The sequence below is a fragment of the Gordonia sp. CPCC 205515 genome, from assembly GCF_048537925.1.
In the GTDB taxonomy this organism is placed as follows: domain Bacteria; phylum Actinomycetota; class Actinomycetes; order Mycobacteriales; family Mycobacteriaceae; genus Gordonia.
The window spans coordinates 171,445-195,120 of sequence record NZ_JBCLVJ010000011.1; the positions used below are offsets into that span (position 1 = coordinate 171,445).

Here is a 23,676-nt window from a genome sequence, read left to right on the forward strand (position 1 = left end):
CGGGGTGATGACTGTCACCACCGATCGGAATGCGTCGGCCTCGACCGGCGCCGATGCCCAAACCCACCAGATAGCACTGGCTTTCGAAGACGGCGTGACGAGGTTCGTCACCTGCCGCGAGGACCAGACCGTCGCCGACGCGTCGTATCGTCAGCGGATCAACATCCCCCTCGACTGCCGCGACGGTGCGTGCGGTACGTGTAAGGCGTTCTGCGAGTCCGGCGATTACGACGGCGGCACCTACATCGAGGACGCGCTGTCCGAGGACGAGTCCGCCTCGGGTTATGCGCTGCCCTGCTGCATGAAGCCGAAATCCGATCTGGTGCTGCAGATCGCCGCCACCTCGGACATCGCCAAGACGCAGGCGGCGACCTTCACCGGTACCATCGTCGACCTCGACCGGCTGTCCGAGTCGACGATGCGACTCGGGGTGAAGATCCCGAACCGTGGCGATCTCGCCTTCCTGCCGGGTCAGTATGTGAACATCGCGGTGCCGGATACCGACGATGGTCAAGGCGAGTTCTTGACCCGGTCGTACTCGTTTGCCAATGGGCCGCACGAGGAACAGCTGGTGTTCCTGGTCAAGCTGACCCCCGGCGGCGCGATGTCAACGTACCTGACCGAGCGTGCGAGCAAGGGCGAGTCGATCACCTTCACCGGGCCGCACGGCTCGTTCTTCCTACGTGAGGCGATCCGCCCCGTCCTGCTGCTTGCCGGTGGCACGGGCCTGGCGCCGATCCTGTCGATGCTGCGCAAGATGCACGACGACAACAGCAACCGCAAGGTGCACCTCGTCTACGGCGTCTCCACCGACACCGATCTCGTCGCGCTCGACGAGATCGAGTACTTCGCCCGCGAGCTCCGTGGATTCACCTGGGACCACTGTGTTTCCGATCCCAACAGCGCGGCGGCCAACAAGGGCTACGTGATGAGCCTGATCGAGCCGAAACACCTCTACGACGGTGACGTCGCCGTCTACCTGTGCGGCCCGCCGCCCATGGTGGAGTCGGTCCGTAAGCATGTCGCCGACGCAGGTATCGAACCGGTCGGCTTCTACTACGAGAAGTTCGCGCTCGCCGCGTCCGCCAAAACCGCGGAGCCGGAAACGGTGACCGAGACGGAGGTCGTATCCGAAGAGCCGGAGACACCGATCATCTCCGCCGCCCCGCTCGCCGAGGACGAGGACCTCATCATCGCCGCCGATGCGCGTGGCATCGCAGGCCAGATCACATTGCCGTCCAGCGAGATCGCGCCGTGGCCGACCCCGGCAGCCGCGATCACCGACGACAACTCACTCACCGCGATCGGCGGCCAGCAGATGTGGTCGACGTCGGGCCAGTCGACGCCGCTCGATCCCGACCGGGGACAACTCGCGCCGATCGACGCCCGCGCCATCGGCGGCCAGGAAATGTTCGGGGCCAGCACGATCGAGCAGCTGCACGCACCCGAGCCGGCCGCCGCACCGGTGGCGGCCACCGTGGAAACGCCTGCGGCGCAGGCATCCACCGACACGGTCGGCTCCCAGGGGTACCAGATCGGCGAAGAGCACCCGGGTGTGCACGAATCCGACGCGCTGTTCGAGGCGCGCGCCGCACTCGAACTCGGCGCGCTGGAGCTGACTTTCGGCCGACTCACGAGTCAACAGCTGGCCGGCTACCGCCTGCTCGCCGAGACCACGCTGCCGTATGTCGAGGAGGATCGTTTCACCGACGCCGCCCAGTACACCGAGACCAACGCGAACTTCCACGACTATCTGTTCACGTTGACCGGCAACAGCCATCTCCTCGAGGCCTACAGCGCGCTCGGGGTCAAGGGCCGGATGTCGGAGGTGCTGCGGAACGCCACCTGGTGCCATCCGCTGTGCGCGCAGGACCACGTCGACATCGTCGCCGCGTTCGAGAGCGGTAACCGCGACAGCGCCCGGTCCCTGATCTCGGCGCACGCCGACCGCTCCAAGCAGACCATGCGGCGCGCGATGGCCGACGAGATGGCCTCTCGCCGTCCACGTTTCATCACCCCCGGCCGGTTCGCCGGCAAGGTCGTGGTGGTCACCGGCGCCGCCCAGGGTATCGGCGAGCAAACCGCACGGCGAATCAGCGCCGAAGGCGGCAAGGTCGTGCTGGCCGACCGGTCCGATCTGGTCACGGCATTGGCCGACGAACTCGGGCAGACCGGCCCGGGTGCGACTGCGGCGGTCGCCGACCTGGAGAGTTTCGACGGGGCGGAATCGGTGGTGGCCGAGGCGATCCGGAAGTTCGGTCGGGTCGACGTGCTGGTCAACAACGTGGGCGGGGCGATCAACTTCAAGCCGTTCACCGAGTTCTCCGCCGAACAGATCCGCGCCGAGATCGATCGGTCGTTGATGACCACCCTGTTCGCCTGCCGCGCGGCATTGCCGTCCATGGTGGAGAGCGGGCACGGCGTGATCGTGAACGTGTCGTCGGCGGCGACCCGTGGCATCAACCGGATCCCGTATTCGGCGGCCAAGGGCGGTATCAACGCGATCACTGCGTCGCTGGCCATGGAGTACGCCGACAGCGGCGTCCGTGTCGTCGCCACCGCGCCCGGTGGCACCGAAGCGCCACCGCGCCGGATCTCCCGTGGGACACCGGAACCCACCAACGCCACCGAGCAGGACTGGTACCAAGCGCACATCGACCAGACGATCTCGTCGTCGTTCATGCACCGCTACGGGACCCTCGACGAGCAAGCGGCCGCGATCTGCTTCCTCGCCTCCGACGAGGCCTCGTACATCACCGGCACGGTGCTCCCCGTGGCGGGCGGCGACTTGGGCTGAGCCACCGCTTCGATCCCTGAGGTGCGAGGCGCTAGCCGAGCCATCTCTTCGATCCCTGAGGTGCGAGGCGCTAGCCGAGCCACGAAGGGCCCCTTTATCCTAAGGCAGTGATGGTCGAGACTGCATGCGTCGGACGGGCCGCCGAGATCGACGACCTCCGCGCCCGTCGCGACGCCGCCACCGGTCCCACCCTGCTCGTCCTCCGGGGTGAGCCCGGCATCGGCAAGTCGACGCTGCTGGCTCACCTCACCGACGACCACACGCTGTGGGCCGCGGCGGCGCCGTGGGAACGCAGCACTCCCGGCGGCGTCCTCCGGCAGCTCACCGGGTCATCCGACGATTCGTGGGATCCGGCACGAGAGGCACGAGCACTACTCGCCCGACTCGACGCCGGGCATCCGACGCTCATCGTCATCGACGACGCCGACGTCGCCGACGCGGAGTCCCTCCAAACCCTGGTGTCGCTCACCCGCACACATCGCGATCTACCGGTCACGATCGTGGCTGCGATGACCCAATCCGGGCCATTGCTCCCCGGTCTGCTGACCGAGGAGATCAACCTCGGCGGACTCGACGCGCACGCCATCGGCGACCTCGCGGCCGGTCGTGGACTGGTGTTGCACCCGACCATGGTCGACGCGCTCGCACACCACACCGGCGGCAATCCCCGCCACATCGCGGCGTTGTTCGACGAGGTACCCGCCCGAGCGTGGTCCCGCAACGAGGGCGAACTCCCCGCGCCGGCCGCGATCGTCGACGACGTCCGCCACCGGCTGAGCAAGGCGGGCGCCCAGGAGCGACGACTGATCGAGGCGCTGGCCATCCTCGACGACGACGAACCGTTGGACGTGGCCGTCGCGCTCGCCGAGATCGACGATCCGCTGCCCGCCATCGACGCCGGTCGGGCAAGCGGATTGGTCATCTCACCGGCAGCGCTCACCCCGTCGGAACTTCAACCGCACCTGGCCAATCCGCTCATCCAGGCAGCGGTGTTGGAGGTCATGGGCATGGGCGCGGTGGCCGCTGCGCACCGACGTGCCGCCGACATCGTCGCCGATCCCGCACGCCGACTGCATCATCGCGTCGCCGCCACCCCGACCGCCGATCCGGCACTGGCCGACGAACTCGGCCAGTTGGCACGCCAACGCGGCGCCGATGGCGCCTGGGCCGAGGCGGCCGGGCTGTTCCGGCAGGCCGGCCGGTTGACCGCCGACCCGCTGCTGCGGGACACCCGGGCGATCCTGGCCGTCGACGCGCTGCTGGCCGCCGGTGATTGTGTCGGCGCCGGAGCGCTCGTGCCCGTCGTCGAGAGCCTTCGCGAAACCCCTTTGCGCAATGCGACGCTCGCGTATCTCGCCATCCTGCGGGGTCGGTCATCGGAAGCGCGGGTGCGGCTCGACCGCGCCTGGTCGATCGTCAATTTCGACCGCGACCCGAACACCGCGGCGCTGATCGCCCAGCGCTACGTACTGCACAACCTCGTGCGTTGCCAGGGTGACGAACTCGTCGACTGGGCCGACCGTGCGATCAGCATGGCCGGCGGCGATTCGCCCGCAGGCGTGGAGGCTGCGGTCATCCGCGGTCTGGGGTTGGCGTGGTCGGGTCGCCCGGCGGAGGCGACCGCCGAATATGCCGCGCTCACCGAACGAATCCGCTTCGGGGCGCAGGCACAACGCGCCACCATGGGGCGCGGATGGCTGGAACTGGGTCTCGACGACATCGGCGCCGCCCGCAGTCACCTGGAGACCGCTGTGTCGATGGCTCAGCTCGGCGGGTCCACGCGCATCTCGCTGTGGGCGCTGGGCTGGCTGTCGCGCACGCAGTTCCTCACCGGTGATTGGGATCTCGCACTGGCCGGCGTCGAGCAAGGGCGGGCACTGGCCCGATCCAGCGGTATTTCCCTCGCCACTCCACTACTGAATTGGACTGCTGCGCAGATCCATTCGCTGCGCGGCAACTGGGACGAGGCGGAGCGAGCGGTCTCCCTCTCGCCAACCGACGCCGGCGACTACGAGATCATGCGCATACCCGACCTGCTTGCCAAAGCCCAGATCGCCGAAGCCGCAGCCGATTACGAGAAGGTGCGGCGCATCCTGGATCCTCTGGAGCGGATGTCCGCCGACGTTCCCGCCCTCACCGAACCGGGTTGGTGGCCGTGGGTGGACATACTCGCCAATGCGCAGGTCATCGATGGACAACTCGAGGCCGCCGACGCCCTGCTCAACCGGTTCGAGAAGCTGGCTAAGACCCGCGGGCACCGGTCGGCGCAGGCACGGATGAAGTACGCCCGCGGCCGCTACCTGGGTGCCATCAACGAGATCAACCCGGCGCGAAGGATATTCGAGGAAGCACTCGATCTGCTCGACGGACTCCCCCTGCGCTACGACGTCGCCCGCGTCAATTTCGCCTACGGCCAGACGCTGCGACGAGCCGGTAAGCGTCGGGCCGCCGACGCCATCATCGACACGGCCCGCGAGATCTATCTGTCCCTGGGGGCGACGACCTACGTCGAGCGCTGCGAGCGGGAGCTCAAGGCCGGTGGCCTCAACGCCACCCGCGCCGACCGCGACAGCGGTGACCTGACTCCCCAGGAGGAGTCGGTCACCGCCCTGGTCGCGCGTGGCCTGTCCAACCGCGAGGTCGCCGCCGAACTGTTCATCTCACCAAAGACGGTGCAGTACCACCTGACTCGTATCTACGCGAAGCTCGGTGTGCGCTCCCGCTCTGAGCTGGCGGCCCTGCGCCGCTGACCGCTGGTTGAGCAGCCCGGCGACGCTGGAGCGCGTCCCACACCGCTGGTTGAGCAGCCGCTCGTCGCGCTCAACGGGCGGTTGGTGGGCCGGCTCGCTGTATCGCCGGTTGAGCAGCCCGGCGACGAAGGAGCCGAGCGTGTCGAAAACTCACCCAGCGTGCGCAGCGATCTTATCCACCAGCGGCGCACCGGTTTTGGCTTCCGCATCGGCGAACTCCACACCGGGGGCGAGCTCGATGACATCGAAGCCGGGACCGTTGACGTCGAAGACACCGAGGTCGGTGATGACGCGGCTCACGACCTTACGACCGGTCAGCGGCAGCGAGCATTCGGCCACGAGTTTGGGGTCGCCCTTCTTGGTGACGTGCTCCATCAGCACGATCACCTGTCCGGCACCGTTGACGAGATCCATTGCGCCACCGATGCCTTTGACCAGCGCGCCGGGGACCATCCAGTTGGCGAGGTCACCGTTGCCGGCCACCTGCATACCGCCGAGGACGGCGACATCCACATGGCCGCCGCGGATCATCGCGAAGCTGGTGGCGGAGTCGAAGAAGGAGGCGCCGGGCAGCACCGACACGGTCTGCTTGCCGGCGTTGATGAGGTCGGGATCGACCTCATCGTCGTAGGGGAACGGGCCGACGCCGAGGATGCCGTTCTCCGCGTGCAGCATGATGTTCGAGTTGTCGGGCATGTAATCGGGAATCAGCGTCGGCAGGCCGATACCCAGGTTCACGTAGTCGCCGGGCTTGAGCTCACGGGCGGCCCGAGCAGCCATTTCCTTGCGGGTCCAGGTCATGATCGTCTCCTCGTTGGTCTCTGGTGCGTCACTCGGCGGCTTCGCCGGGGCCCGAAATGGTTTCACGCTGACGGGTAGTGCGCTGCTCGATTTCCTTGCGCGCGGCCTGTTCCGGGGTCAGCTCGACAATGCGCTTGACGAAGATGCCGGGCAGGTGGATGTCCTCGGGATCGAGTTCGCCGACCTCGACGACCTTCTCCGCCTCCACGATGGTGATCCGACCCGACATCGCGGCAGGCGGGTTGAAGTTCTGTGCAGCGGCGTGGAATCGGCAGTTGCCTGCCTTGTCGACGACGGCTGCCCGGATGAGCGCGAAGTCGGTGACGATGGACTCTTCGAGCACCATCTCCTGTCCGTGGAACTCGCGCACCTCCTTCTGCGGCGACGAGAGTGCGATGCTGCCGTCGGTGTTGTAGCGCCACGGCAGTCCACCGTCGGAGACGAGGGTGCCGACGCCGGTCGGGGTGAAGAAGGCACCGATTCCGCTGCCGCCGGCGCGCATCCGCTCGGCGAGAGTGCCCTGCGGGGTCAGTTCGACGGTGACCTCGCCGGCCAGGAACTGTCGGCCGAACTCCTTGTTCTCCCCGATGTAGGAGGCGATGACCTTGTCGATCTTGCGGGCCTCCAACAGCAGTCCGAGGCCTGCGCCGTCGACGCCGCAGTTGTTGGACACGATGGTCAGTCCACCGGCGCCCTGCTCGAGGAGTGCTTCGATGAGGAACCACGGGATACCGGCGAGGCCGAAGCCGCCGACCGCGAGGCTCGCGCCGTCCGGGATGTCGGCGACTGCCTCCGCGGCCGATCCGACGAGTTTGTCGAGGGTCATGACTGCTCCAGGTGTTCGATGAGGGCGGGGGTGATGATCTGTGGCTGTTCGTGATTGGCCAGATGCGCGGAATGCTCGACGACCAGCAGCCGCCCGTTCGGCACGGCCTCGGCGATCGCGGCCAGCCGCTCCGGCGGGGTGGCCGGGTCGTCGGTGCCCGCAATGGCAAGGACCGGCGCACCGATCGAGCCGAGGTCTGCTCGCAGGTCCATCTCGGCGAGCACCTCGCAGCAGGAGGCGTAGCCCTCGGCGGGCGTGGAAGCCACCATGTCTTCGTGGTATTTGCGTGATTCCGGGTTCTGCTCGAGGTATTCGGCGGTGAACCAGCGCTGCACCACTGCCTCGGCGACGGCACCGGTGCCCTCGGCGCGCACGGTGGCGGCCCGGTCCGTCCACGCCGATGCGGGCGGGAATTGCGCTGCGGTACAGAGCACTCCCACGTTGCGGACGCGATCCGGGTTGCGAATGGCCAGTCGCTGCGCGGTGGCTCCACCCAGCGAGAGGCCGACGATGTGTGCCTTCTCGATGCCGAGCCGGTCGAGCAGGGCGATCACGTCGTCGGCGAGATCGTCAATGGTGTACGGCCCCTGCGGAACCGGCGATTCGCCGTGGCCGCGGGTGTCGTAGCGCACCACGCGGAAGCGTTCGGAGAACGCGGCGAGCTGCGCGTCCCACATGCGGTGCGTGGAGCCGAGCGAGTTGGAGAAGACGACGGCTGGGGCGTCCTCGCGGCCGGTGACGACGGCATGGACCTCGACGGCGCTCACTTGACCACCTCGAAGATCGCCGCGAGGCCCTGTCCGCCACCGATGCACATGGTTTCGAGCACATAGCGGGTGTCGCGACGATGCGCCTCGTAGGCGGCGGTGGCGAGGATACGGGCGCCGGTGGCACCGATCGGATGGCCGAGCGAGATACCGGAACCGTTGGGGTTCAACCGTTCGTCGCCTGCGTCGACCTTCCACTCGGCCAGCACGGCGAGCACCTGCGCGGCGAACGCCTCGTTGAGTTCGATCAGTCCGATCTCGTCGAGGCCGAGGCCGGCGCGGTCGAGGGCGGCAGCGGTGGCGCCGACCGGCCCGATGCCCATCGTCTCCGGTTCACAGCCGGTGACGGCCCAGGAGCGCAGGGCCAGAAGCGGATTGAGGCCACGCTTGTCGGCCTCGGCGCGCGTGGTGACGACACACATGGCGGCGCCGTCGTTCTGGCCGGAGGCGTTGCCTGCGGTGACGGTGGATTCCGGGTCGAGCTTGAGGCGGATCGGCCGCAGCTTGCCGAGGCCGTCGACGGTCGCGTCGGCGCGCGGATGCTCATCCCGGTCGACGACGACGTCGGGCTTGCCACGCTTGCCGGGTACGGTCACCGAAACCAGTTCGTCGGCGAAACGTCCGGCTTCCTGCGCGGCGATGGCGCGTTCATGGGACCGGACCGACAGCTCGTCCTGTTCGGCGCGGGAGATGCCGTAGCGGGCACGCAGGTTCTCGGCGGTCTCGATCATGCCGCCCGGCACCGGGTGCGAATCGCCGCCGGCGGTCAGCCGCCCGCGGTCGAGACGGTCCATCAGTTGCACGCCACCCTGCCGCACACCGGTGCGCAGGCCGAGGGCGTAGTGCTCGACGTTCGACATCGACTCGGCACCACCCGCGACGACCAGCGACGCGCCGCCGGACGCGACGTGGGATGCGCCGGTGAGGACGGCCTGCAGACCGGAACCGCAACGACGGTCGAGCTGCATGCCGGGCACCCCGATACCGAGGCCGGCGTCGAGGGCGGCGATGCGACCCAGCGCCGGGGACTCGCCGTTGGCGTACCCCTGCCCGAGGATCACGTCGTCGATGTCGCCCTCGCCGAGTCCGGTCCGCGACGCGAGTTCGCGCAGCAGTCCGGTGGCGAGGTCGTTGACGGTCAGCGACGCGAGGGCGCCTCCCATGCGCCCCACCGGGGTGCGTAGTGGTGAACAGATGACGACGTCGGCTCCGTTGGTCATGCATCCACGATAGGAACTCAGTCCGATATTGAGAAGTATTCATTTCACGGCCAATAAGACTTGTAGAGTCTTAATCTATGGAGCTGCGACATCTCCGCTATTTCCGGGCGGTGGCCGAGGAACTGCACTTCGGACGGGCCGCTGAGCGCCTGCACATCGCGCAGCCACCGTTGTCGCAGCAGATCCGTCAGCTCGAGGAGGAACTCGGCGTCCCGCTGCTCGTCCGGTCCACCCGCCGCGTCGAGCTGACCGCGGCCGGTGCGGCCTACCTGCGCCGGACCGTGGAGATCCTGGACGCCGTCGACGCCGCCGCCGGTCAGGCGCAACGCGTCGCCGGTGGTCAGGAGGGCACCCTCTCGATCGGCTGCGTCGGTTCGGCCACCTATTCCCTGCTCCCCCGACTCGTCCGCGCGCTGCGCGAGGAGCTACCGGGCCTCGACGTCAGCGTGCGCGGCGAGATGCTCGCTCCCGCCCAGATCTCCGCGCTGACCGCCGGGGAGATCGATCTCGCGTTGCTGCGCCCGCCGGTCAGCGGCAGCGAGCTCGTCGTCGAGACCATTCGTCGGGATCGGCTGATCGTGGCGCTACCCGAAGGCGATCCGCGTGCGACGTCGGATCAAGTCACGGTCACCGACTTGCGCGACGCCGAGTTCATCGCGCACGCCGGTCGTGGCCGTTCGGTGATGAACACCGTGCTCACTTCCATCTGTGCCCGGGCCGGTTTCGTCCCGCAGATTCACCACGAGGTCGAGGAGACGTCGACCCTGGTCACACTCGTCGCCGCGGGACTCGGCGTGGCCATAGTGCCCGAGGCAACCGCCGCCCTGGGCCTCGCCGGCGTCCGTTACCTGCCCATCGCGCCCGATGCCCCCGACGTCGAGCTCGCGGTCGCTCGCGTCGCCGCCGATCCGTCGCCGATGATCGAGCAGGTCCTCACCGTCCTGCGCCGAGTCGCCGACGAGTAACCGGTCGAGTGGGCGCTCAGTACCCCAGGAACGTGTCGGTGTGGAGTCGCCAGAACTCCCACCGGAGTCGCGGGTCCGCGCGGCGGATCGTCGCGCCCGCGGTTCGGACGAACGCCGGTCCACCCGACACGTAGTAGCGGGGCGCCCCGTGGTCGGACCCCTCGAGGTCGGTGACAAGGCGTCCCCCGTCATCGAATTGGTCGGCGAGTGTTGAGGATTCGACGACCTCGACCTGGGCTCCGGCATCCCGCGCGGCGTCGAGGACATCGGTGAAGACGGCCCGGTCGGCGGACCGGATGACGTGGACGATGCGCCATCGACGGAGGTCTCGGCCATCGCCGAGCGCGGCCAGGATCATGGCTCGAAACGGGGTGATTCCGATGCCGGACGCCAGCAGCACGATCGGCCGATCGAGGTTGCGTGGCAGCACGAAATCTCCGCCTGAGGAGTCCAGATACAGCCGTCGCGTGCGCCCGGATATGACGCTCGCCTTGTACGACGACGGATCGCCCGACACCGTGAATGCGAAGCGCGCTTCCTTCACGTCCGGCGGACTCGCATAGGAGAAGACCCGCCGGGTCCGCCGCCACACCGGCGCCGACCACTCTGGCGCGCTCAGCACGGCCCACTGTCCCGGCCGGAATGTCAGCGGCGCAGGTCCGGTGACCGCGAGCCCGTGGGTATTTGCGGCGATGGTCGGCGCCCAATCGACGGAATTCGGTGCCCGATCAACCGAATCTGACGTCCAGGCGACGGGGGTTACCGCGAGCACCGCACGCCGCGCTGCGGGATTCCGGGTCACCAACCGCACGGCGAAGGCGTAGAGCGATCCGACGAGCAACGCGATCTCCGGGACGAACTCGAGGCTGAACGCATCGGAGACGGGAATCGAGACCTGCCAGTACATCAGCACCCCGACGATCGCGGCATAGATCCCGCGATGCCACCGCGTCGTCGGTGACGTCATCGGCTCGGGCAGCATGATCGCCGCAACGAACAGCATCGGACTCGACGTCAGCCATAGCGACAACGACTGCCCGCCCTGCGTCGCATCCACCACTCCGATGGTGATCACCGCCGCGACCAGGAACACCGCGACCAACCACCATTCACGCAGCACCGTCACCAACAGCACGCCGATCACGATCATCGGGATCAGCAGCGGTTCGGCGGCCACCCACCATTGCGGGAAGCCGATCGACCCGACCTCGGCGTAGGCCAGCCCGTAGACCACGACCGCGCCCGCGACCGCCGGATTCACCACCAGCCGACGACGCCAGACGAGCACGTACTTGCTCGCCGCGGCGGCCGCGGCCCCGACTGCCACCGTCCACGCGGACCCGGCGTCGGTCACCCCGGGCAGGATGAAGAACAGGATCAGCGCGGTGATGAGCCACGAGCCCGCGCCCGGCGGCACCCGCACCATCGCCGCGCACGCATAGGTCACCGCTCCGCACACCACCACCAAGACCAGCAGGGACAGCGCCAGTTGCCCTGGACGATAAGCGAATTCGCTGTCGACAAGGGACACCACGAAAGCCACCACGGCGAGCACGAGCAACGCCACCAGGACGGCGCGATGCGAGGTGAGCCAGCGCGGGATCAGCCGGGTCCCGAGCGCGTCGAACGACCAATTGCGAGCCGGGTGCACTGCTGAACTCAGGGCTGTGCCTCGGTCTTGATCTGTTCGATGGCGTCGTTGAAGCCGGTCGAGGTCAAGGACGACCCGGCCACCTTGTGCACATCGAGCTCGTCAATGCTCTTGCCGACCACGAGTGCGTTGATACCGCTGGCGAACTTGCCCTGGTATTCCTTCGAGGTGCCCTTGGTCTGGCTCGTGTCGAGCTGCAGCGAGTCGATGACCCCGTTGGACAGGGTGACGGTCACCCCCACCTGCTGCGGCCCGCCCGGGGACACGTAGTGCCCGGTCGCCGAATACGTGCCGTTCTTATAGGTACCGGCGGCGGCGCTCGCAGCGCTGGTGTCGGCGGCCTCGGCCGGCGTCGACGTCGCCGTCCCCGACGAGTCGTCCGAGCTGCAGGCACCCGCGACTAGGCCTACGGTGGCCAGGGCGATGGCCAGTCCGGCGGTTCGCGGCATGATCTGGTTTCGCGTCATGTGTCCGATTCTGCCTGGGCGCGGCGTCCGCGTCGCCCTCAACAGCCGACTCGAAGGTAATCCTCAGCCAACGGCTACCGGCCGGCGGCGACGACCCGGGCCTGGATCGCGTCCACGAACACCGTCTGGATGTCGGCGGGGGTCTTCGCGACGTAGGTGGTGCCACCGGTGGCCGCGGCGATCGCCTTGAGCGCCTCCGTGTCGGCGTCGTCGGAGATACCGATGGTCAGCACCAGCACCGGCCGCGCCGGATCCTCGAGTCGCTTCAGGGTGGCGAGCAACTGCTGCAGGGTCAGACTGTTCGGGTCCTCGTTCTGACCGTCGGTCATGATGATGACCGAATTGGAGTAGTTGGGGTCGTAGTTCTTCTGCACCTCTTTGAACGCGGCGAGTGTCGTGTCGTAGAGGCCGGTGCCGCCGCCGAGCTGTGACGGCGCCAATCCTCGGCGCACGGCGGCTGCGAGTTCCTCACGGTGCGTACCGCCGGTGGCCGCCGCCGCGTCGAGACGCCGGATCGGCGACATCCACTTCCAGTCGGCGCCGTTGGGGCCCTTGTTGATACCGAATGCCCAGCCACCGATCATGGTGTTGTTCGGGAACAGCTTCAGCCCGGTCAGCGACGCGTCGGTGAGCAGACCTGCCCGCGTGGTACCGCCGGCGGCCGCCGCCATCGACCCCGACGTATCCTCCACGACGAGCGTGCGGATCGGCACGCCGAGCACCTGCCATTGCCGAATCGCCTTGTCCACCTGCGTCGGATCGTCGAGTTGCAGCACACGGACCTTGCCGACGCCGGCGCCTGCGGGCAGCGGCGCACCATCGGGGGTGCGGTAACCGGCCTCGGTGAGAGCCTGTTGCCCCGCCGGCGAGGACAGTTGATCGACGAGCACTTGACCTGCGGCGGCAGCGATGTCGCGACGGGCGGCACCCGCGGTGTTGACCATCGGGTAGTCGAGTTGCACGGTTCCGCCGGCCGGCACCGTCGCCTCGAGTCGAGAACCGGGGTGGGTGCGGGTGAACAGCAGATACTGCTGTTCGGTGGTGATCACCGGTACGCCCGCGGTGTTGGCGAAGTTGAGGCGGGTGCCCTCGTTGTCGTTCACCAGTCGCGCGTTGTTCTGTTGCACCGCAAGGACAGTCATCGCCGCGGTCAACTCTTTCTGAGTGAGGTTGCCGTCGTTCACCTCGGCGAGCGCACCGACGATCGGTGCGTCGCCGGTACTGGTGTCGATGGGACTGCCGGTGCGCAGGTCGGTGAGTTTCATGACGTCGACCCAGGTCTCGGTGGCCGGCACCGATTCGCCGACGATGACCGTCGGCGAGGTGGCGATCGACGGCGACACCAGGGACAGTTCCCGACGCACCTGGGTGGTCACCCGCCGCGCCTGGATCTGCGAGTCGGCGACCCACAGGTCCGGCGCCTGATCGCCACGCGTCAGCTCGCCGGGGACCTGCGCGCCGGCCACTCCGGTGACGGTGAAGTCGTAGCAGGTGTCCGCCGATGCCTGCTGCGCGACGGTGCGCAGGGCCCCGGTCATCGCCGGGTCCGAGGCGATGGCCACCGACGTCCGGTCACCGCAACCGCCGACAGCTCCGGTGCGCCACAACACAACTCCGGTGACCAGGGCGACGACGACGATCAGTGCGCCGAGCCCCCACAGCCATCCGGCCCGTCGGCCGCTCGTCGCGCGACGATGCTCGAAACCGAACTCGTCCGCGCGCACCACATCATGACGCCCCATGCCCCCACTCCCCCTGCTACCGGCCTGTACAGCCGGAACCCTGTCTAACCGAAGACCTCACGGAAATTCGCCAGCGACGCCCGCAGGTCCCCCGACACCGCCATCGCTGCCGCCTTGCCGGCCGGCCCGATCAACGGCAGTCCGCCGAGATCAACTGTGAAGGTTACTGAAGAACCGTCCGCGATGGGAACTATGCCCAGATCGAGCTTGGCCTTGACCCCGCCCTTGCCGCTGCCCTTGAGCCGGACGCGCTCGAGTGGTTGGAACGTCTCGATGACCCAGTCGAACCGGATGCGGGTGCCCTTGACCTTCACCACCGAGGTGAGCGCGGTCCCCTTGCCCAGCTCAGCGGCGGACGGCAGCGTCGAGCGCCAACCGTCGTGCAGCACGAGCCATTCCTCGTAGCGCGAGAGATTGGATGCGGCCGCCCAGGTATCTTCGACGGACAGGTCCACCTCGATGGAGTCACTCGTCTTCGCCATGGTCATGCAGCCTAGCGCCCCCGATGTCGGGCACGCCGCGCGGTCGCTGCTCGGCAGGATCCTCGTGGGTCACGGGGCATCCGCGCAGATCACCGAGGTCGAGGCGTACGGCGGGCGCGACGACCCGGCTTCGCATGCCTACACCCGCACCAAGCGCTCGAACATCATGTACGGACCCTCGGGCCGGTTGTACGTCTATCGCATTCACGGGCATTTCTGCGCCAACGTCGTCACCGGACCGACCGAGCAAGGCGCGGCAGTTTTGGTCCGGGGTGCGCGGATCGTCGACGGCCTCGATCTCGCCCGGCGTCGACGGCCCACCGCACGCAACGACGACGCCCTGGCGCGCGGACCCGGCAACTTCACCCGCGCACTGGGCATCAGCATGGACGATCTCGACGCCGACCTTTACGACGATGAACCTGTGTGTCTCACAACGGAACCCGCTCCGTCAGGAACCCTCGAGATCTCCAGTGGACCCCGGGTGGGGGTACGCCGCGCCGCCGATGTGGCCTGGCGGTTCTGGCTCACCGGCGATCCAACGGTCTCGGCCTACCGCCGACACACACGCGCCGAGCAGTGAACCCGGCTGCGTGACTTAGGGATTCGCCGGCGGCGGGGTCGGCGGTGCGGGCGGCGCCGGCGGCTCGTCGGTCTTCGGTTTCGCCTCGGCGGCATTCGGCTGATCGTCGGCGCCGACGGCCTTCTTCACCGAATCCGATGCCTTGTCGATGTGCCCGGCGTACTTGCCGCCGGTCGCCTTGTTGATCGCATCGCCACCCTTGTCGATCAGACTCGGATCGCCTTTGAGCGCGGCTTTGGCCTTGTCCACGAGTGCTTTGAGATCCATGGACGCCAGACTAGTCGTCTTGCGGCGCGGGCGCGCGGGCCGCGAGCACCCGAGACACGATCTCGACACCGACGATCCCGACGGCGGCCGAGATGAACGCGACACTCATCATCTGCGCGTTCGACGAGTCGAGCTTGAACATGTGCTGGGTCCACGGCCAGGCGAAGATGATCACGTAGGCGCCCACCGACACGGCGAGCAGGAAAATCTTCCACCAGGTGTACGGGCGGGCGACGACGGCGAGCACGTAGAGGGCGACGGCGATGAGTGTCACCAGGGTCGCGGTCGCGGCCTGTGTCTGCGCCGGCGTCAGGTCGACGGAATCGGCCGCGCCGACCGTCACCCCGGACCCACCGGGGTTGACGATGACGTAGGTGGCGAACGCCGTCAGCCCGACGATGATGCCGTTGGGCACCGCCTGGGTGAGCACCCGCCGCACGAATCCCGACTTCGCCCGTTCGTTGTTGGGCGCCAAGGACAGGACGAACGCGGGGATACCGATGGTGAACCACGCCGAGATGGTCACGTGGATCGGCTGAAACGGATAGCTCAGCGACGTGAACCCGAAGATCTTCGCCGCGACACCGGCGATGCCGACCAGCAGCGCGAGCAGTACGGCGTACACCGTCTTGGTCAGGAACAGGTTGGAGACGCGTTCGATGTTGCCGATGACCCGCCTGCCTTCGCCCACCACATAGGGCAGGGTGGCGAACTTGTTGTCCAGCAACACGATCTGCGCCACCGAACGGGCCGCTGAACTCCCCGACCCCATCGCCACGCCGATGTCGGCGTCCTTGAGGGCGAGGACGTCGTTGACGCCGTCGCCGGTCATCGCGACCGTGTCCCCGGTCGATTGCAGGGCCGCCACCATGGCGCGTTTCTGGTCGGGTCGCACGCGCCCGAAGGTGACGCCGTTCTCCACCACTTCGACCAGTTCGGCCGGATCGGTGGGCAGCGACCGCGCATCCACCGAGGTGTCGGGCGAGCCCAGGCCGAGCGACGCGGCGACCGCGCCGACCGACCGGGCATTGTCCCCGGAGATCACCTTGACGTCGACGTGCTGCTCGGCGAAGTACTCGAGCGTCTCCCGCGCATCCGGCCGGACCCGCTGCTCGAGCACGATCAACGCGGCCGGGGTGACGGTGCCCGGGGTCACCGCCCCCGCCGAAGGTTCGGTGTCGACCGGTACATCGGTGCGGGCGACAAGCAGGATCCGCATCCCGGTGGAGCCCAATTCGCCTGCCAGCCGGGCGGGTTCGCTGTCCGGGTCGAGTAGGACATCAGGGGCGCCGAGGAGCCAGTTGCCGTGGTCGGCGCCAGTGGCGTCGCGGAACGACATGCCGCTCCACTTCTTCGCCGAGGTGAACGGCTGCACCGCCGCGAGCGACCACGCAGGCGGATTCGGATATGCCTCCCCCAGCGCCTGCATGCTCGCATTCGGCCGCGGATCCAGCGCCGCGAGCGCGCCGAGAGCAGCGTCGAGGTCGTCGGGGGCGGTGTCGAGGTCGCCGGGGGCGGTGTCGATCGGTCGCACCTCGGCGACCCGCATCCCGTTCTCGGTCAGCGTGCCGGTCTTGTCGGCGCACACCACGTTGACCCGGGCCAGCCCTTCGATCGCGGGCAGTTCATTGACCAGACACTTGCGTTGCCCGAGGCGGATCACGCCGACGGCGAAGGCGATCGAGGTCATCAGCACCAGGCCCTCGGGCACCATCGGCACGAGCGCGGCCACCATGCCGAGCAGCGACTGCTTGAGTCCGTTCCCACTGATGAACAGCTGGTTGACGATGGTGAGGATGCCGGCCGGGATGAGCAGCCAGGTGATCACCCTGAGGATCTGGTCGATACCCGATCGCAGTTCGGAGGAGACGAGCGTGAACTTCGACGCCTCGGCCGCCAACTGGGCGGCGTAGGCGTCGGCGCCCACCTTGGTGGCCCGGTAGGCGCCGGAGCCGGCGGCGAGGGAGCTGCCCGAGGGCACCGGGGCGCCGGGCGCCTTGGGGGTGGCGTCGGCCTCACCGGTGAGCAGCGACTCGTCGATGTCGAGGGCGAGCGCCTCGACCATCTCGCCGTCGACGACGATCTGGTCGCCGGGACCGATCTCGATGATGTCGTCGAGGACCACCTGATCGGGCGGAAGGGCCTGCGACGATCCGGCGCGCCGCACGATCGGCTGGGCCTGGCCGACGATGGCCAGCTTGTCCAGGGTCTGTTTGGCGCGGATCTCCTGGATGATGCCGATGCCGCTGTTGGCGATGATGAGCAGGCCGAACAGCCCGTTGATCAGTGAGCCGGTCGACGCGACGATGACGAACAGCACGCCGAGGATCGCGTTGATCCGGGTGAACACGTTGGCGCGGATGATGTCGCCGACACTGCGTCCGCTGCGGTCCGGGAGGGTGTTGACCCGTCCGTCGGCGACCCGTGCGGCGACCTCGGTGACGCTGAGGCCGGGATTACCGGTGGCCTCGTCGGACACCTGGGTCACGCCGAGGCCTCCCACCACGCCGGGTTCTCGACACCGGTGCCGGTACGGCCGACGAGGTCGATCGCACCGCCCGGGGGTGGCACGAGCACGGTGGCGGCGTTCGCGGCGGCGGTGGGCAGCACCCGGGCGATCGGGTCGCCCCACGTATGTCGGGCCAGATTGAAGGTGCCCCAGTGGATCGGGATCATCACCGCGTCGCCGACCGCATCGCCGGTCACCATGCGATGAATCGCCACGGCTTCCTCCGGGTTCACGTGGATGTCGGGCCAGACCGGGTCGTAAGCGCCCACCGCGACCAGCGTGAGGTCGACCGCTCCGAGCCGTGCGCCGACCTCCTCGAACTGTTCGGTGAAGCCGGTGTCGCCGGAGAAGAACATGCGATGCGTCGGGCCTGCGACTCCCCAACTCGCCCATTGCGCCAGATTCCGCGTCAATGCGCGGCCGGAGAAGTGCCGGGCCGGGCAGCAGGTGAAAGTGAGGTCCGTGGTGCCGACGGTCAGGGTGCGGGTTTCCCACCAGTCGGCCTCGGTGATGCGGTCGGCCGCGATCCCCCAGACCTCGAGGTGCGCACCGACCCCGATCGGCGCGACGAAGCGGAGTGCCGGTTGCCGCACCGCGAGTTCGACGACGGTGGTCATGTCGAGGTGGTCGTAGTGATCGTGGCTGATCAGCACGACGTCGATCGGGGGCAGATCGGCGACCGTGACCGGCGAGGCATGCATCCGCGCGGGGCCGACGATGTCCGACGGCGAGCAGCGACGGCTGAACACCGGGTCGGTCAGGATGCGCGCGCCGTCGAGTTCAACCAAGGCCGACGCGTGCCCGAGCCAGGTGACCGTGAGTTCGGCCGCCTCCTCGGCGAATCGGGGGGTGAGCACCGGGATCGACGTGCGCGGCCGCCCCGGGCGCCGAACCATGTCGACGAACACCTGGAAATCGGGGGCGGGCCCACCGCTGTCGGGTTCGAGATTCTGGAAGGCTCCGTCGCGCAGGAAGTTCGATCCGGCGGTGCGCGGCGCGATCTCGTGCGCCCGTGCCCCGAGCGCGCGCGCCGAGCGCAGTCCGCGGTCGGCGAGTCGGGCGGTGACGGCATCAGCAGCGGTCAGGCCGGCCGTCGTCAAGGTGGACGAAGCGCGCTGCGCGAACGCCGCACTGGTCTTGCCTTTGGTCGAGGTCACTTGTCCAGAGTAGGCGGTGCCGAATCGGTTGACCGCACGGTTCGGCACCACGATCCATACCTCGACGCATGGTGACTGCGCAGTTCACAGGCCCGATATGCACTGATACGCTTCGTCGGATCACCGTTCATTCACGTGCGCAGGGCGCATGTGTTCCTGGGGGTAAGCCTCGTTGGCACGAATGTCCGTCGAACAACGCCGGGTGGCGTTGATCGAATCCGCTTACCGCGTCATCGCCGACCACGGCGTGGAGGGCGCGACCACGCGCCGCATCTGCTCGCATGCGGGCATGCCGCTGGCGAGCTTCCACTATGCGTTCGAGAGTCGCACCGCGCTGCTGTGCGCCGTCATGGAAACCGCTGTCCCATCGGACATCAACGCGATGCTCGACACCATCCTGCCGGCGATCATCGATGACCGTCCAGGTGTCGAGGCGCTGCACGCCAACACCCGAGCCCATCTGGAGACCTTCTATTCGCTGCTCAAAGCCGACCCCGGCCGGATGCAGGCGACCATCTCCCTCGGCATCTACGCCCACAATCACGCCGAGCTTCAGCGCGTCGGCAAGCACATGTACGAGCGTCTCTACGAGCTGGCCGCGATGGGACTCACCGCCGCCGCCAAGCGCGCCGAGGTGCGCTACCGCATCCCCGAGGCCGAACTGGGCCCGGTCATCATCGCCGCCACCAACGCCATCACCCTCACCTACCTGAGCACCGCCGACGACACCGCGGTCAAAGCCATCATCGACGCGTCCACCGCGGCCCTGATGACCTACGTCGTCGACGGCTGAGCCAGTCAACGACAACGACGGGACCGGACGCCCCCTATTCGAGTCGTCCGGTCCCATCCATCGAAACCGTTAGCGGAACAACCGCTTACGGGCTACTTCTGCGCCGGCAACACGTGTTCACCGGACTTGTCGCACGAGAGCGCGAGCGACGAGATGTACTGCTTCTCCCCGTTCGGGCCGGGTACCGCCGAGGCGATCATGTCGGGTCGCTCGAAGTCGATCCCGGTGACACAGCAGGTGAGTCGCGCGTCGGTGGGGTTTCCGTGCTCGTCGTGCATCGGGATGTCGATACCGTCGTCGGTGCGTCGTAGGTAGTACTTGCCCTTGGTGGCGATCGCCAGGATGGGCGGAAGGACCAGCGCCAGAACGAGAGCCACCAGCGGCGAGTACGGCTGGATGGTGTCTCCGAAGACATGGAAGAACACCAGGATCGACGCACCGGCGGAGACGATCAGCGAACCGAATCCCACCGGGTTGACGTTGTAGATCATGCCGCGACGGAACTCCGGCTGTTTGGGCGAGATTCCCAGCAGGTACTTGTTGATCGCGATGTCGGAGGCAACCACCGCCACCCACGCGATACCGCAGTTGGCGTAGAAGTTCAGCAGGTTGTTGAGGAAGCTGAACATGTTGGCTTCCATCAGCACAATGGCGATGGCGACGTTGAAGAACAGGAACACCAGGCGACCCGGGTAGGTCTTCGTGACTCGCGTGAAGGCGTTCGTCCAGGCCAGCGAACCGGAATAGGCGTTGGTCACGTTGATCTTGATCTGGCTGATCACCACCAGGATCACGGCGAGCGTCAAGGCCAGCCAGTGCGGCAGGAAGTCCTCGTAGATCTCCACGAACTGGTGCACCGGCTGATTCGCGATGCCGGCATTGTCGACGGAGATCCCGATCAGGTACACCGCGAGGAACAGGCCGACGACCTGCTTGATGGCACCGAAGAACACCCAGCCGGGGCCGGCGGTCAGTGTGGCGATCCACCACTTGCGGTTGTTCTCCGGGGTGCGCGGCGGCATGAAGCGGAGGTAGTCGATCTGCTCGGCGATCTGCGCGATCAGCGAAAGACACACGCCCGCAGCCAACATCGTGCCGGCGAAGCTCACGCCCTTGTTCAGCGGTTCACCGGTGGCGGTGTCCATGCCGCTGAAGGCGAAGAAGTCACCGATCGCATCCGGATGCTTGATGACCAGGTATGCGAACGGCAGCACCATCATGATCAGCCACAGCGGCGTCGTCCAGACCTGAAGTTTCGCAAGGGTATTCATGCCGTAGATGACCAGCGGGATGATCAGCACCGACGACAACAGGTAGCCCAACCACAGTGGTATGTGCAGGCCGAGGTTGAGGCCCTGGGCCATGATCGAGCCTTCGAGGGCGAAGAATATGAATGTGAACGACGCGAAGATGACGTTGGTCAGCACCGACCCGTAGTAGCCGAATCCGCTTCCGCGCGTGATCAAGTCGAGGTCGATGTTGTAGCGCGCGGCGTAGTAGGCCAGCGGATAGCCGGTCAGCACGATGACGATGGCGAAGAATCCGATGCCCAACAACGCATTACCGGTGCCGTTGGCGATACCGACGTTCGCGCCGATCGCGAAGTCGGCGAGGTAGGCGATGCCGCCGAGGGCGGAGATGGCGACAACGCCCGGCCCCCACTTGCGGTAGCTGCGCGGGGCAAACCGCAGGGTGTAATCCTCGAGGGATTCGCGGGCCGCGGCAGCCTGGGCGCCGGTCGCGATGATGCTGTGTTCAGCGTTTTCGATGTCCCCGACGTCATCGATCTCGCGGCGGATCGACTCTCTTGACATTGCTCTCCCCTTGCAGCTTTGCAGAACTCGCACGGACGTGGCCGGAATGTGGCCCTCGAGAGAACGTAAGGAGATTAAGTTTCGGTCGATTGATCGAAATGTTTCGGGCAGGAAAACCCGGCCATTCCGACCAGATCCCGTGTCCTATATGTCCGAATTGACTTGCGGGTGGCGAATTCTCTTCAGCGACCGACGAATTTGGGTGTACGTTTCTGCGCTCGCGCTTCGCGCCCCTCGGCGAGATCGTCGCTCTCCCAGGCCCGCATCATCGCGGCCAGGCGGTCGGCGGCCGGTTCGTCGCGGGCGCCGTCGCCGTTGAGGACGAGTTTGTAGTGCTGCAGGGTCAGTGGCGCGAGCTCGGCGATGGTTGCCGCCCAGTGCTGGGCGTCGGTGAGGTCGCCGATGCGATTGGCGAAACCGAGCGCATGCGCACGGTCCGCGGTCAGCGGATCGCAGCCGATGAGCATGCCCCGGGCCTGTCCCGCGCCGACCAGCGACACCAGCCGTCGGATCGTCCATTCGTCGACGGCCACGCCGATCTTCGCCGCCGGAATACCGGCCAATGCATGCGGGGACATGACCCGCAGGTCGGCGGCCATCGCCAACTGCAGTCCGGCACCGAGCGCAGATCCGTTGAGCGCGGCGATCACCGGAACCGGCGTCGTCTCGATCTGCTGCAGGGTGGAGACGAGTGTGTCGAGGAACTTCGGGTCGTAGACGGGCCCCGACAGGTCCGCGCCCGCACAGAACACCGACCCCCGGCCGGTGAGCACGATGACCCGCGCCCCCGCATCGACCGCCTCGGCGAAGGACGACGACAATCCCTCGACCATCGCCTCGTCGAGCGCATTGCGTTTGTCGGCGCGATCGAGCTCGATGGTGACCACTGCACCTTCTGCAGACGAGTGAATCATGTGCCGAAGCCTACCCAGATGGAACACTGGGTGACTGTGGATGCCCCCGATTCCGACAGCGACGTCCTGATCATCGGCGGCGGCCAGGCCGGTCTCTCGGCCGCCTACTTTCTGCAGCGTTTCGGACTCGACGGGCGGTATCAGCTCCTCGACCAACCCACCGGCCCCGGCGGAGCGTGGCAGTTCCGGTGGCCGACGCTGACCCTGGCCACCGCCAACCGCGTCCACGACCTGCCCGGCTTCGGGCTCGTCGAGGCGCTCGGCATGGACTGCGACCGCCTCCCCGCCGCCACCGCGGTCCCGGAGTACTTCGGCAAGTACGAGGAGAAGTTCGGCCTGCGCGTGCACCGACCCTTCCGGGTGCGCTCGGTGGATCACTCCGACGACGGCTTCGCCTCGACCCTCTCGTCCGGCGAGGTGGTGACCTCTCGGACGATCATCAACGCGACCGGCACCTGGGATCGCCCGTTCATCCCGCACGTGCCCGGCATCGGCGAGTTCCGCGGCCGCCAACTGCACACCCACGACTACACCAGCCCTGAGGAGTTCGCCGGCCAACGCGTCCTGGTGGTCGGCGCCGGGATCTCCGCGGTGCAGCTGCTCATCGAGATCGCGCGCAGTGCGCCCGGCGTGCAGACGTTCTGGTGTTCGCGCACCGAACCGGTCTTCGATGCCACCCCGTTCGATCCGGAGAAGGGCCGCCGCGCGGTCGCCCGGGTGGAGGAACGGGTCCGCGCCGGGCTCCCGCCGACGTCGGTGGTGTCGGTGACCGGGCTGGCGCTGACCCCGGAGATCAAGGCAGCTCGCGACGACGGCATCCTCGCGTGGCGCCCGATGTTCACCCGCATCACCGAGACCGGCGTGTGCTGGGACTGCGGCGGCGGTTCTGGCGGCGATGGAGACGTTGGAGGCGACACCCTCGACGTCGACGTCATCTTCTGGAATACCGGCTTCCGCAGCTCCCTCGACCACCTCGCACCACTACGCCTGCGTGCGCCCGGCGGCGGTATCACCATGACCGGGCGGCTCGCCACCACCGTCGCCGCCGATCCCCGCATCCAACTCCTCGGATACGGCCCGTCCGCCTCCACCATCGGCGCCAACCGAGCCGGCCGCGAGGCCGCCCGCAATGTGGTCGACCTCCTTGGCCAACCTTGACAAAACGTTGTGT

The 23,676-nt window shown here is 67.6% G+C and carries 19 protein-coding genes; 6 read left to right on the forward strand and 13 right to left on the reverse strand.

What is annotated here, in order from left to right; translation table 11 throughout:
* The first annotated feature begins 7 nt into the window (after window positions 1-7).
* On the forward strand, window positions 8-2,797 hold the full coding sequence (benC, locus tag AAFP30_RS18315; RefSeq protein WP_419231414.1) for a benzoate 1,2-dioxygenase electron transfer component BenC: 2,790 nt from the start codon (window positions 8-10) through the stop codon (window positions 2,795-2,797).
* A gap of 110 nt (window positions 2,798-2,907) precedes the next feature.
* On the forward strand, window positions 2,908-5,547 hold the full coding sequence (locus tag AAFP30_RS18320) for a LuxR C-terminal-related transcriptional regulator (protein WP_419231415.1): 2,640 nt from the start codon (window positions 2,908-2,910) through the stop codon (window positions 5,545-5,547).
* 150 nt (window positions 5,548-5,697) lie between these two features.
* Here the strand turns inward: AAFP30_RS18320 and AAFP30_RS18325 are convergent, their stop codons facing one another.
* Genes AAFP30_RS18325 through AAFP30_RS18340 form a run of 4 tightly spaced genes read right to left on the reverse strand, consistent with a single transcriptional unit; the run spans window position 5,698 to window position 9,161 of the window.
* Window positions 5,698-6,348, reverse strand: coding sequence for a 3-oxoacid CoA-transferase subunit B (locus AAFP30_RS18325; RefSeq protein WP_419231416.1), 651 nt, complete (start codon window positions 6,346-6,348; stop codon window positions 5,698-5,700).
* Window positions 6,349-6,376: 28 nt separating this feature from the next.
* Window positions 6,377-7,174 carry a CoA transferase subunit A gene (locus AAFP30_RS18330; protein ID WP_419231417.1) on the reverse strand — a complete coding sequence of 266 codons (798 nt, stop codon included), beginning with the start codon at window positions 7,172-7,174 and terminating at the stop codon, window positions 6,377-6,379.
* The gene (pcaD, locus tag AAFP30_RS18335) at window positions 7,171-7,941 is read right to left on the reverse strand and encodes a 3-oxoadipate enol-lactonase (RefSeq protein WP_419231418.1); all 771 of its coding nucleotides are present in this window, start codon (window positions 7,939-7,941) and stop codon (window positions 7,171-7,173) included. Before pcaD ends, AAFP30_RS18330 begins: the two co-directional genes overlap by 4 nt.
* Entirely contained in the window at window positions 7,938-9,161 is a 1,224-nt protein-coding gene (locus AAFP30_RS18340; RefSeq protein WP_419231419.1) for an acetyl-CoA C-acetyltransferase, read from the reverse strand. The genes pcaD and AAFP30_RS18340 overlap by 4 nt, the downstream gene beginning before the upstream one ends.
* 77 nt (window positions 9,162-9,238) lie before the next feature.
* Between AAFP30_RS18340 and AAFP30_RS18345 the strand changes: the two genes are divergently transcribed.
* Window positions 9,239-10,126, forward strand: a complete 888-nt coding sequence (locus tag AAFP30_RS18345) for a LysR substrate-binding domain-containing protein (RefSeq protein WP_419231420.1) — start codon at window positions 9,239-9,241, stop codon at window positions 10,124-10,126.
* A 16-nt stretch (window positions 10,127-10,142) separates the two neighbouring features.
* On the opposite strand, the gene AAFP30_RS18350 is transcribed toward AAFP30_RS18345, so the two are convergent.
* The 4 genes from AAFP30_RS18350 to AAFP30_RS18365 form a co-directional block, all read right to left on the reverse strand.
* Complete coding sequence (locus tag AAFP30_RS18350; protein WP_419231421.1) at window positions 10,143-11,777, reverse strand: FAD-dependent oxidoreductase; 1,635 nt, start codon at window positions 11,775-11,777, stop codon at window positions 10,143-10,145.
* Window positions 11,778-11,785: 8 nt separating this feature from the next.
* Window positions 11,786-12,244, reverse strand: coding sequence for a calcium-binding protein (locus tag AAFP30_RS18355; RefSeq protein WP_419231422.1), 459 nt, complete (start codon window positions 12,242-12,244; stop codon window positions 11,786-11,788).
* Between the two features lie 74 nt (window positions 12,245-12,318).
* Entirely contained in the window at window positions 12,319-13,986 is a 1,668-nt protein-coding gene (locus tag AAFP30_RS18360; protein ID WP_419231423.1) for a substrate-binding domain-containing protein, read from the reverse strand.
* A gap of 44 nt (window positions 13,987-14,030) precedes the next feature.
* A complete protein-coding gene (locus AAFP30_RS18365) occupies window positions 14,031-14,468 on the reverse strand; it encodes an SRPBCC family protein (RefSeq protein WP_419231424.1) in 438 nt (145 codons plus the stop codon).
* Between AAFP30_RS18365 and AAFP30_RS18370 the strand changes: the two genes are divergently transcribed.
* The gene (locus tag AAFP30_RS18370; protein WP_419231425.1) at window positions 14,446-15,051 is read left to right on the forward strand and encodes a DNA-3-methyladenine glycosylase; all 606 of its coding nucleotides are present in this window, start codon (window positions 14,446-14,448) and stop codon (window positions 15,049-15,051) included. The genes AAFP30_RS18365 and AAFP30_RS18370 overlap by 23 nt on opposite strands.
* A 15-nt stretch (window positions 15,052-15,066) precedes the next feature.
* Here the strand turns inward: AAFP30_RS18370 and AAFP30_RS18375 are convergent, their stop codons facing one another.
* The 3 genes from AAFP30_RS18375 to AAFP30_RS18385 are packed head-to-tail and all read right to left on the reverse strand — an operon-like array spanning window position 15,067 to window position 18,984.
* On the reverse strand, window positions 15,067-15,318 hold the full coding sequence (locus AAFP30_RS18375) for an antitoxin (protein WP_419231426.1): 252 nt from the start codon (window positions 15,316-15,318) through the stop codon (window positions 15,067-15,069).
* A 10-nt stretch (window positions 15,319-15,328) separates the two neighbouring features.
* Entirely contained in the window at window positions 15,329-17,806 is a 2,478-nt protein-coding gene (locus AAFP30_RS18380) for an HAD-IC family P-type ATPase (RefSeq protein ID WP_419231427.1), read from the reverse strand.
* Complete coding sequence (locus AAFP30_RS18385) at window positions 17,803-18,984, reverse strand: MBL fold metallo-hydrolase (RefSeq protein ID WP_419231428.1); 1,182 nt, start codon at window positions 18,982-18,984, stop codon at window positions 17,803-17,805. Before AAFP30_RS18385 ends, AAFP30_RS18380 begins: the two co-directional genes overlap by 4 nt.
* A 172-nt stretch (window positions 18,985-19,156) precedes the next feature.
* On the opposite strand from AAFP30_RS18385, the gene AAFP30_RS18390 reads away from it, so the two are divergent.
* On the forward strand, window positions 19,157-19,777 hold the full coding sequence (locus AAFP30_RS18390; RefSeq protein WP_419231429.1) for a TetR/AcrR family transcriptional regulator: 621 nt from the start codon (window positions 19,157-19,159) through the stop codon (window positions 19,775-19,777).
* Window positions 19,778-19,869: 92 nt separating this feature from the next.
* Here AAFP30_RS18390 and AAFP30_RS18395 read toward each other — a convergent pair whose 3' ends face one another.
* Both AAFP30_RS18395 and AAFP30_RS18400 read right to left on the reverse strand, forming a co-directional pair.
* Window positions 19,870-21,591, reverse strand: a complete 1,722-nt coding sequence (locus AAFP30_RS18395) for a purine-cytosine permease family protein (protein WP_419231430.1) — start codon at window positions 21,589-21,591, stop codon at window positions 19,870-19,872.
* 182 nt (window positions 21,592-21,773) lie between these two features.
* Window positions 21,774-22,505, reverse strand: coding sequence for an enoyl-CoA hydratase (locus AAFP30_RS18400; protein ID WP_419231431.1), 732 nt, complete (start codon window positions 22,503-22,505; stop codon window positions 21,774-21,776).
* 18 nt (window positions 22,506-22,523) lie between these two features.
* On the opposite strand from AAFP30_RS18400, the gene AAFP30_RS18405 reads away from it, so the two are divergent.
* Window positions 22,524-23,663: an NAD(P)-binding domain-containing protein gene (locus AAFP30_RS18405; protein WP_419231432.1), complete on the forward strand. Its 1,140-nt coding sequence runs from the start codon at window positions 22,524-22,526 to the stop codon at window positions 23,661-23,663.
* Window positions 23,664-23,676: the final 13 nt, after the last annotated feature.

Bases quoted from the DNA above. Each gene is read 5' to 3' on its own strand.
- AAFP30_RS18395 (WP_419231430.1), bottom strand. From the start codon at position 21,591: ATGTCAAGAGAGTCGATCCGCCGCGAGATCGATGACGTCGGGGACATC.
- AAFP30_RS18405 (WP_419231432.1), top strand. From the start codon at position 22,524: ATGGAACACTGGGTGACTGTGGATGCCCCCGATTCCGACAGCGACGTC.
- AAFP30_RS18370 (WP_419231425.1), top strand. From the start codon at position 14,446: ATGGAGTCACTCGTCTTCGCCATGGTCATGCAGCCTAGCGCCCCCGAT.
- benC (WP_419231414.1), top strand. From the start codon at position 8: ATGACTGTCACCACCGATCGGAATGCGTCGGCCTCGACCGGCGCCGAT.
- AAFP30_RS18330 (WP_419231417.1), bottom strand. From the start codon at position 7,174: ATGACCCTCGACAAACTCGTCGGATCGGCCGCGGAGGCAGTCGCCGAC.
- AAFP30_RS18345 (WP_419231420.1), top strand. From the start codon at position 9,239: ATGGAGCTGCGACATCTCCGCTATTTCCGGGCGGTGGCCGAGGAACTG.
- AAFP30_RS18340 (WP_419231419.1), bottom strand. From the start codon at position 9,161: ATGACCAACGGAGCCGACGTCGTCATCTGTTCACCACTACGCACCCCG.
- AAFP30_RS18355 (WP_419231422.1), bottom strand. From the start codon at position 12,244: ATGACGCGAAACCAGATCATGCCGCGAACCGCCGGACTGGCCATCGCC.
- AAFP30_RS18320 (WP_419231415.1), top strand. From the start codon at position 2,908: ATGGTCGAGACTGCATGCGTCGGACGGGCCGCCGAGATCGACGACCTC.
- AAFP30_RS18400 (WP_419231431.1), bottom strand. From the start codon at position 22,505: ATGATTCACTCGTCTGCAGAAGGTGCAGTGGTCACCATCGAGCTCGAT.
- AAFP30_RS18360 (WP_419231423.1), bottom strand. From the start codon at position 13,986: ATGGGGCGTCATGATGTGGTGCGCGCGGACGAGTTCGGTTTCGAGCAT.
- AAFP30_RS18365 (WP_419231424.1), bottom strand. From the start codon at position 14,468: ATGGCGAAGACGAGTGACTCCATCGAGGTGGACCTGTCCGTCGAAGAT.
- AAFP30_RS18375 (WP_419231426.1), bottom strand. From the start codon at position 15,318: ATGGATCTCAAAGCACTCGTGGACAAGGCCAAAGCCGCGCTCAAAGGC.
- AAFP30_RS18325 (WP_419231416.1), bottom strand. From the start codon at position 6,348: ATGACCTGGACCCGCAAGGAAATGGCTGCTCGGGCCGCCCGTGAGCTC.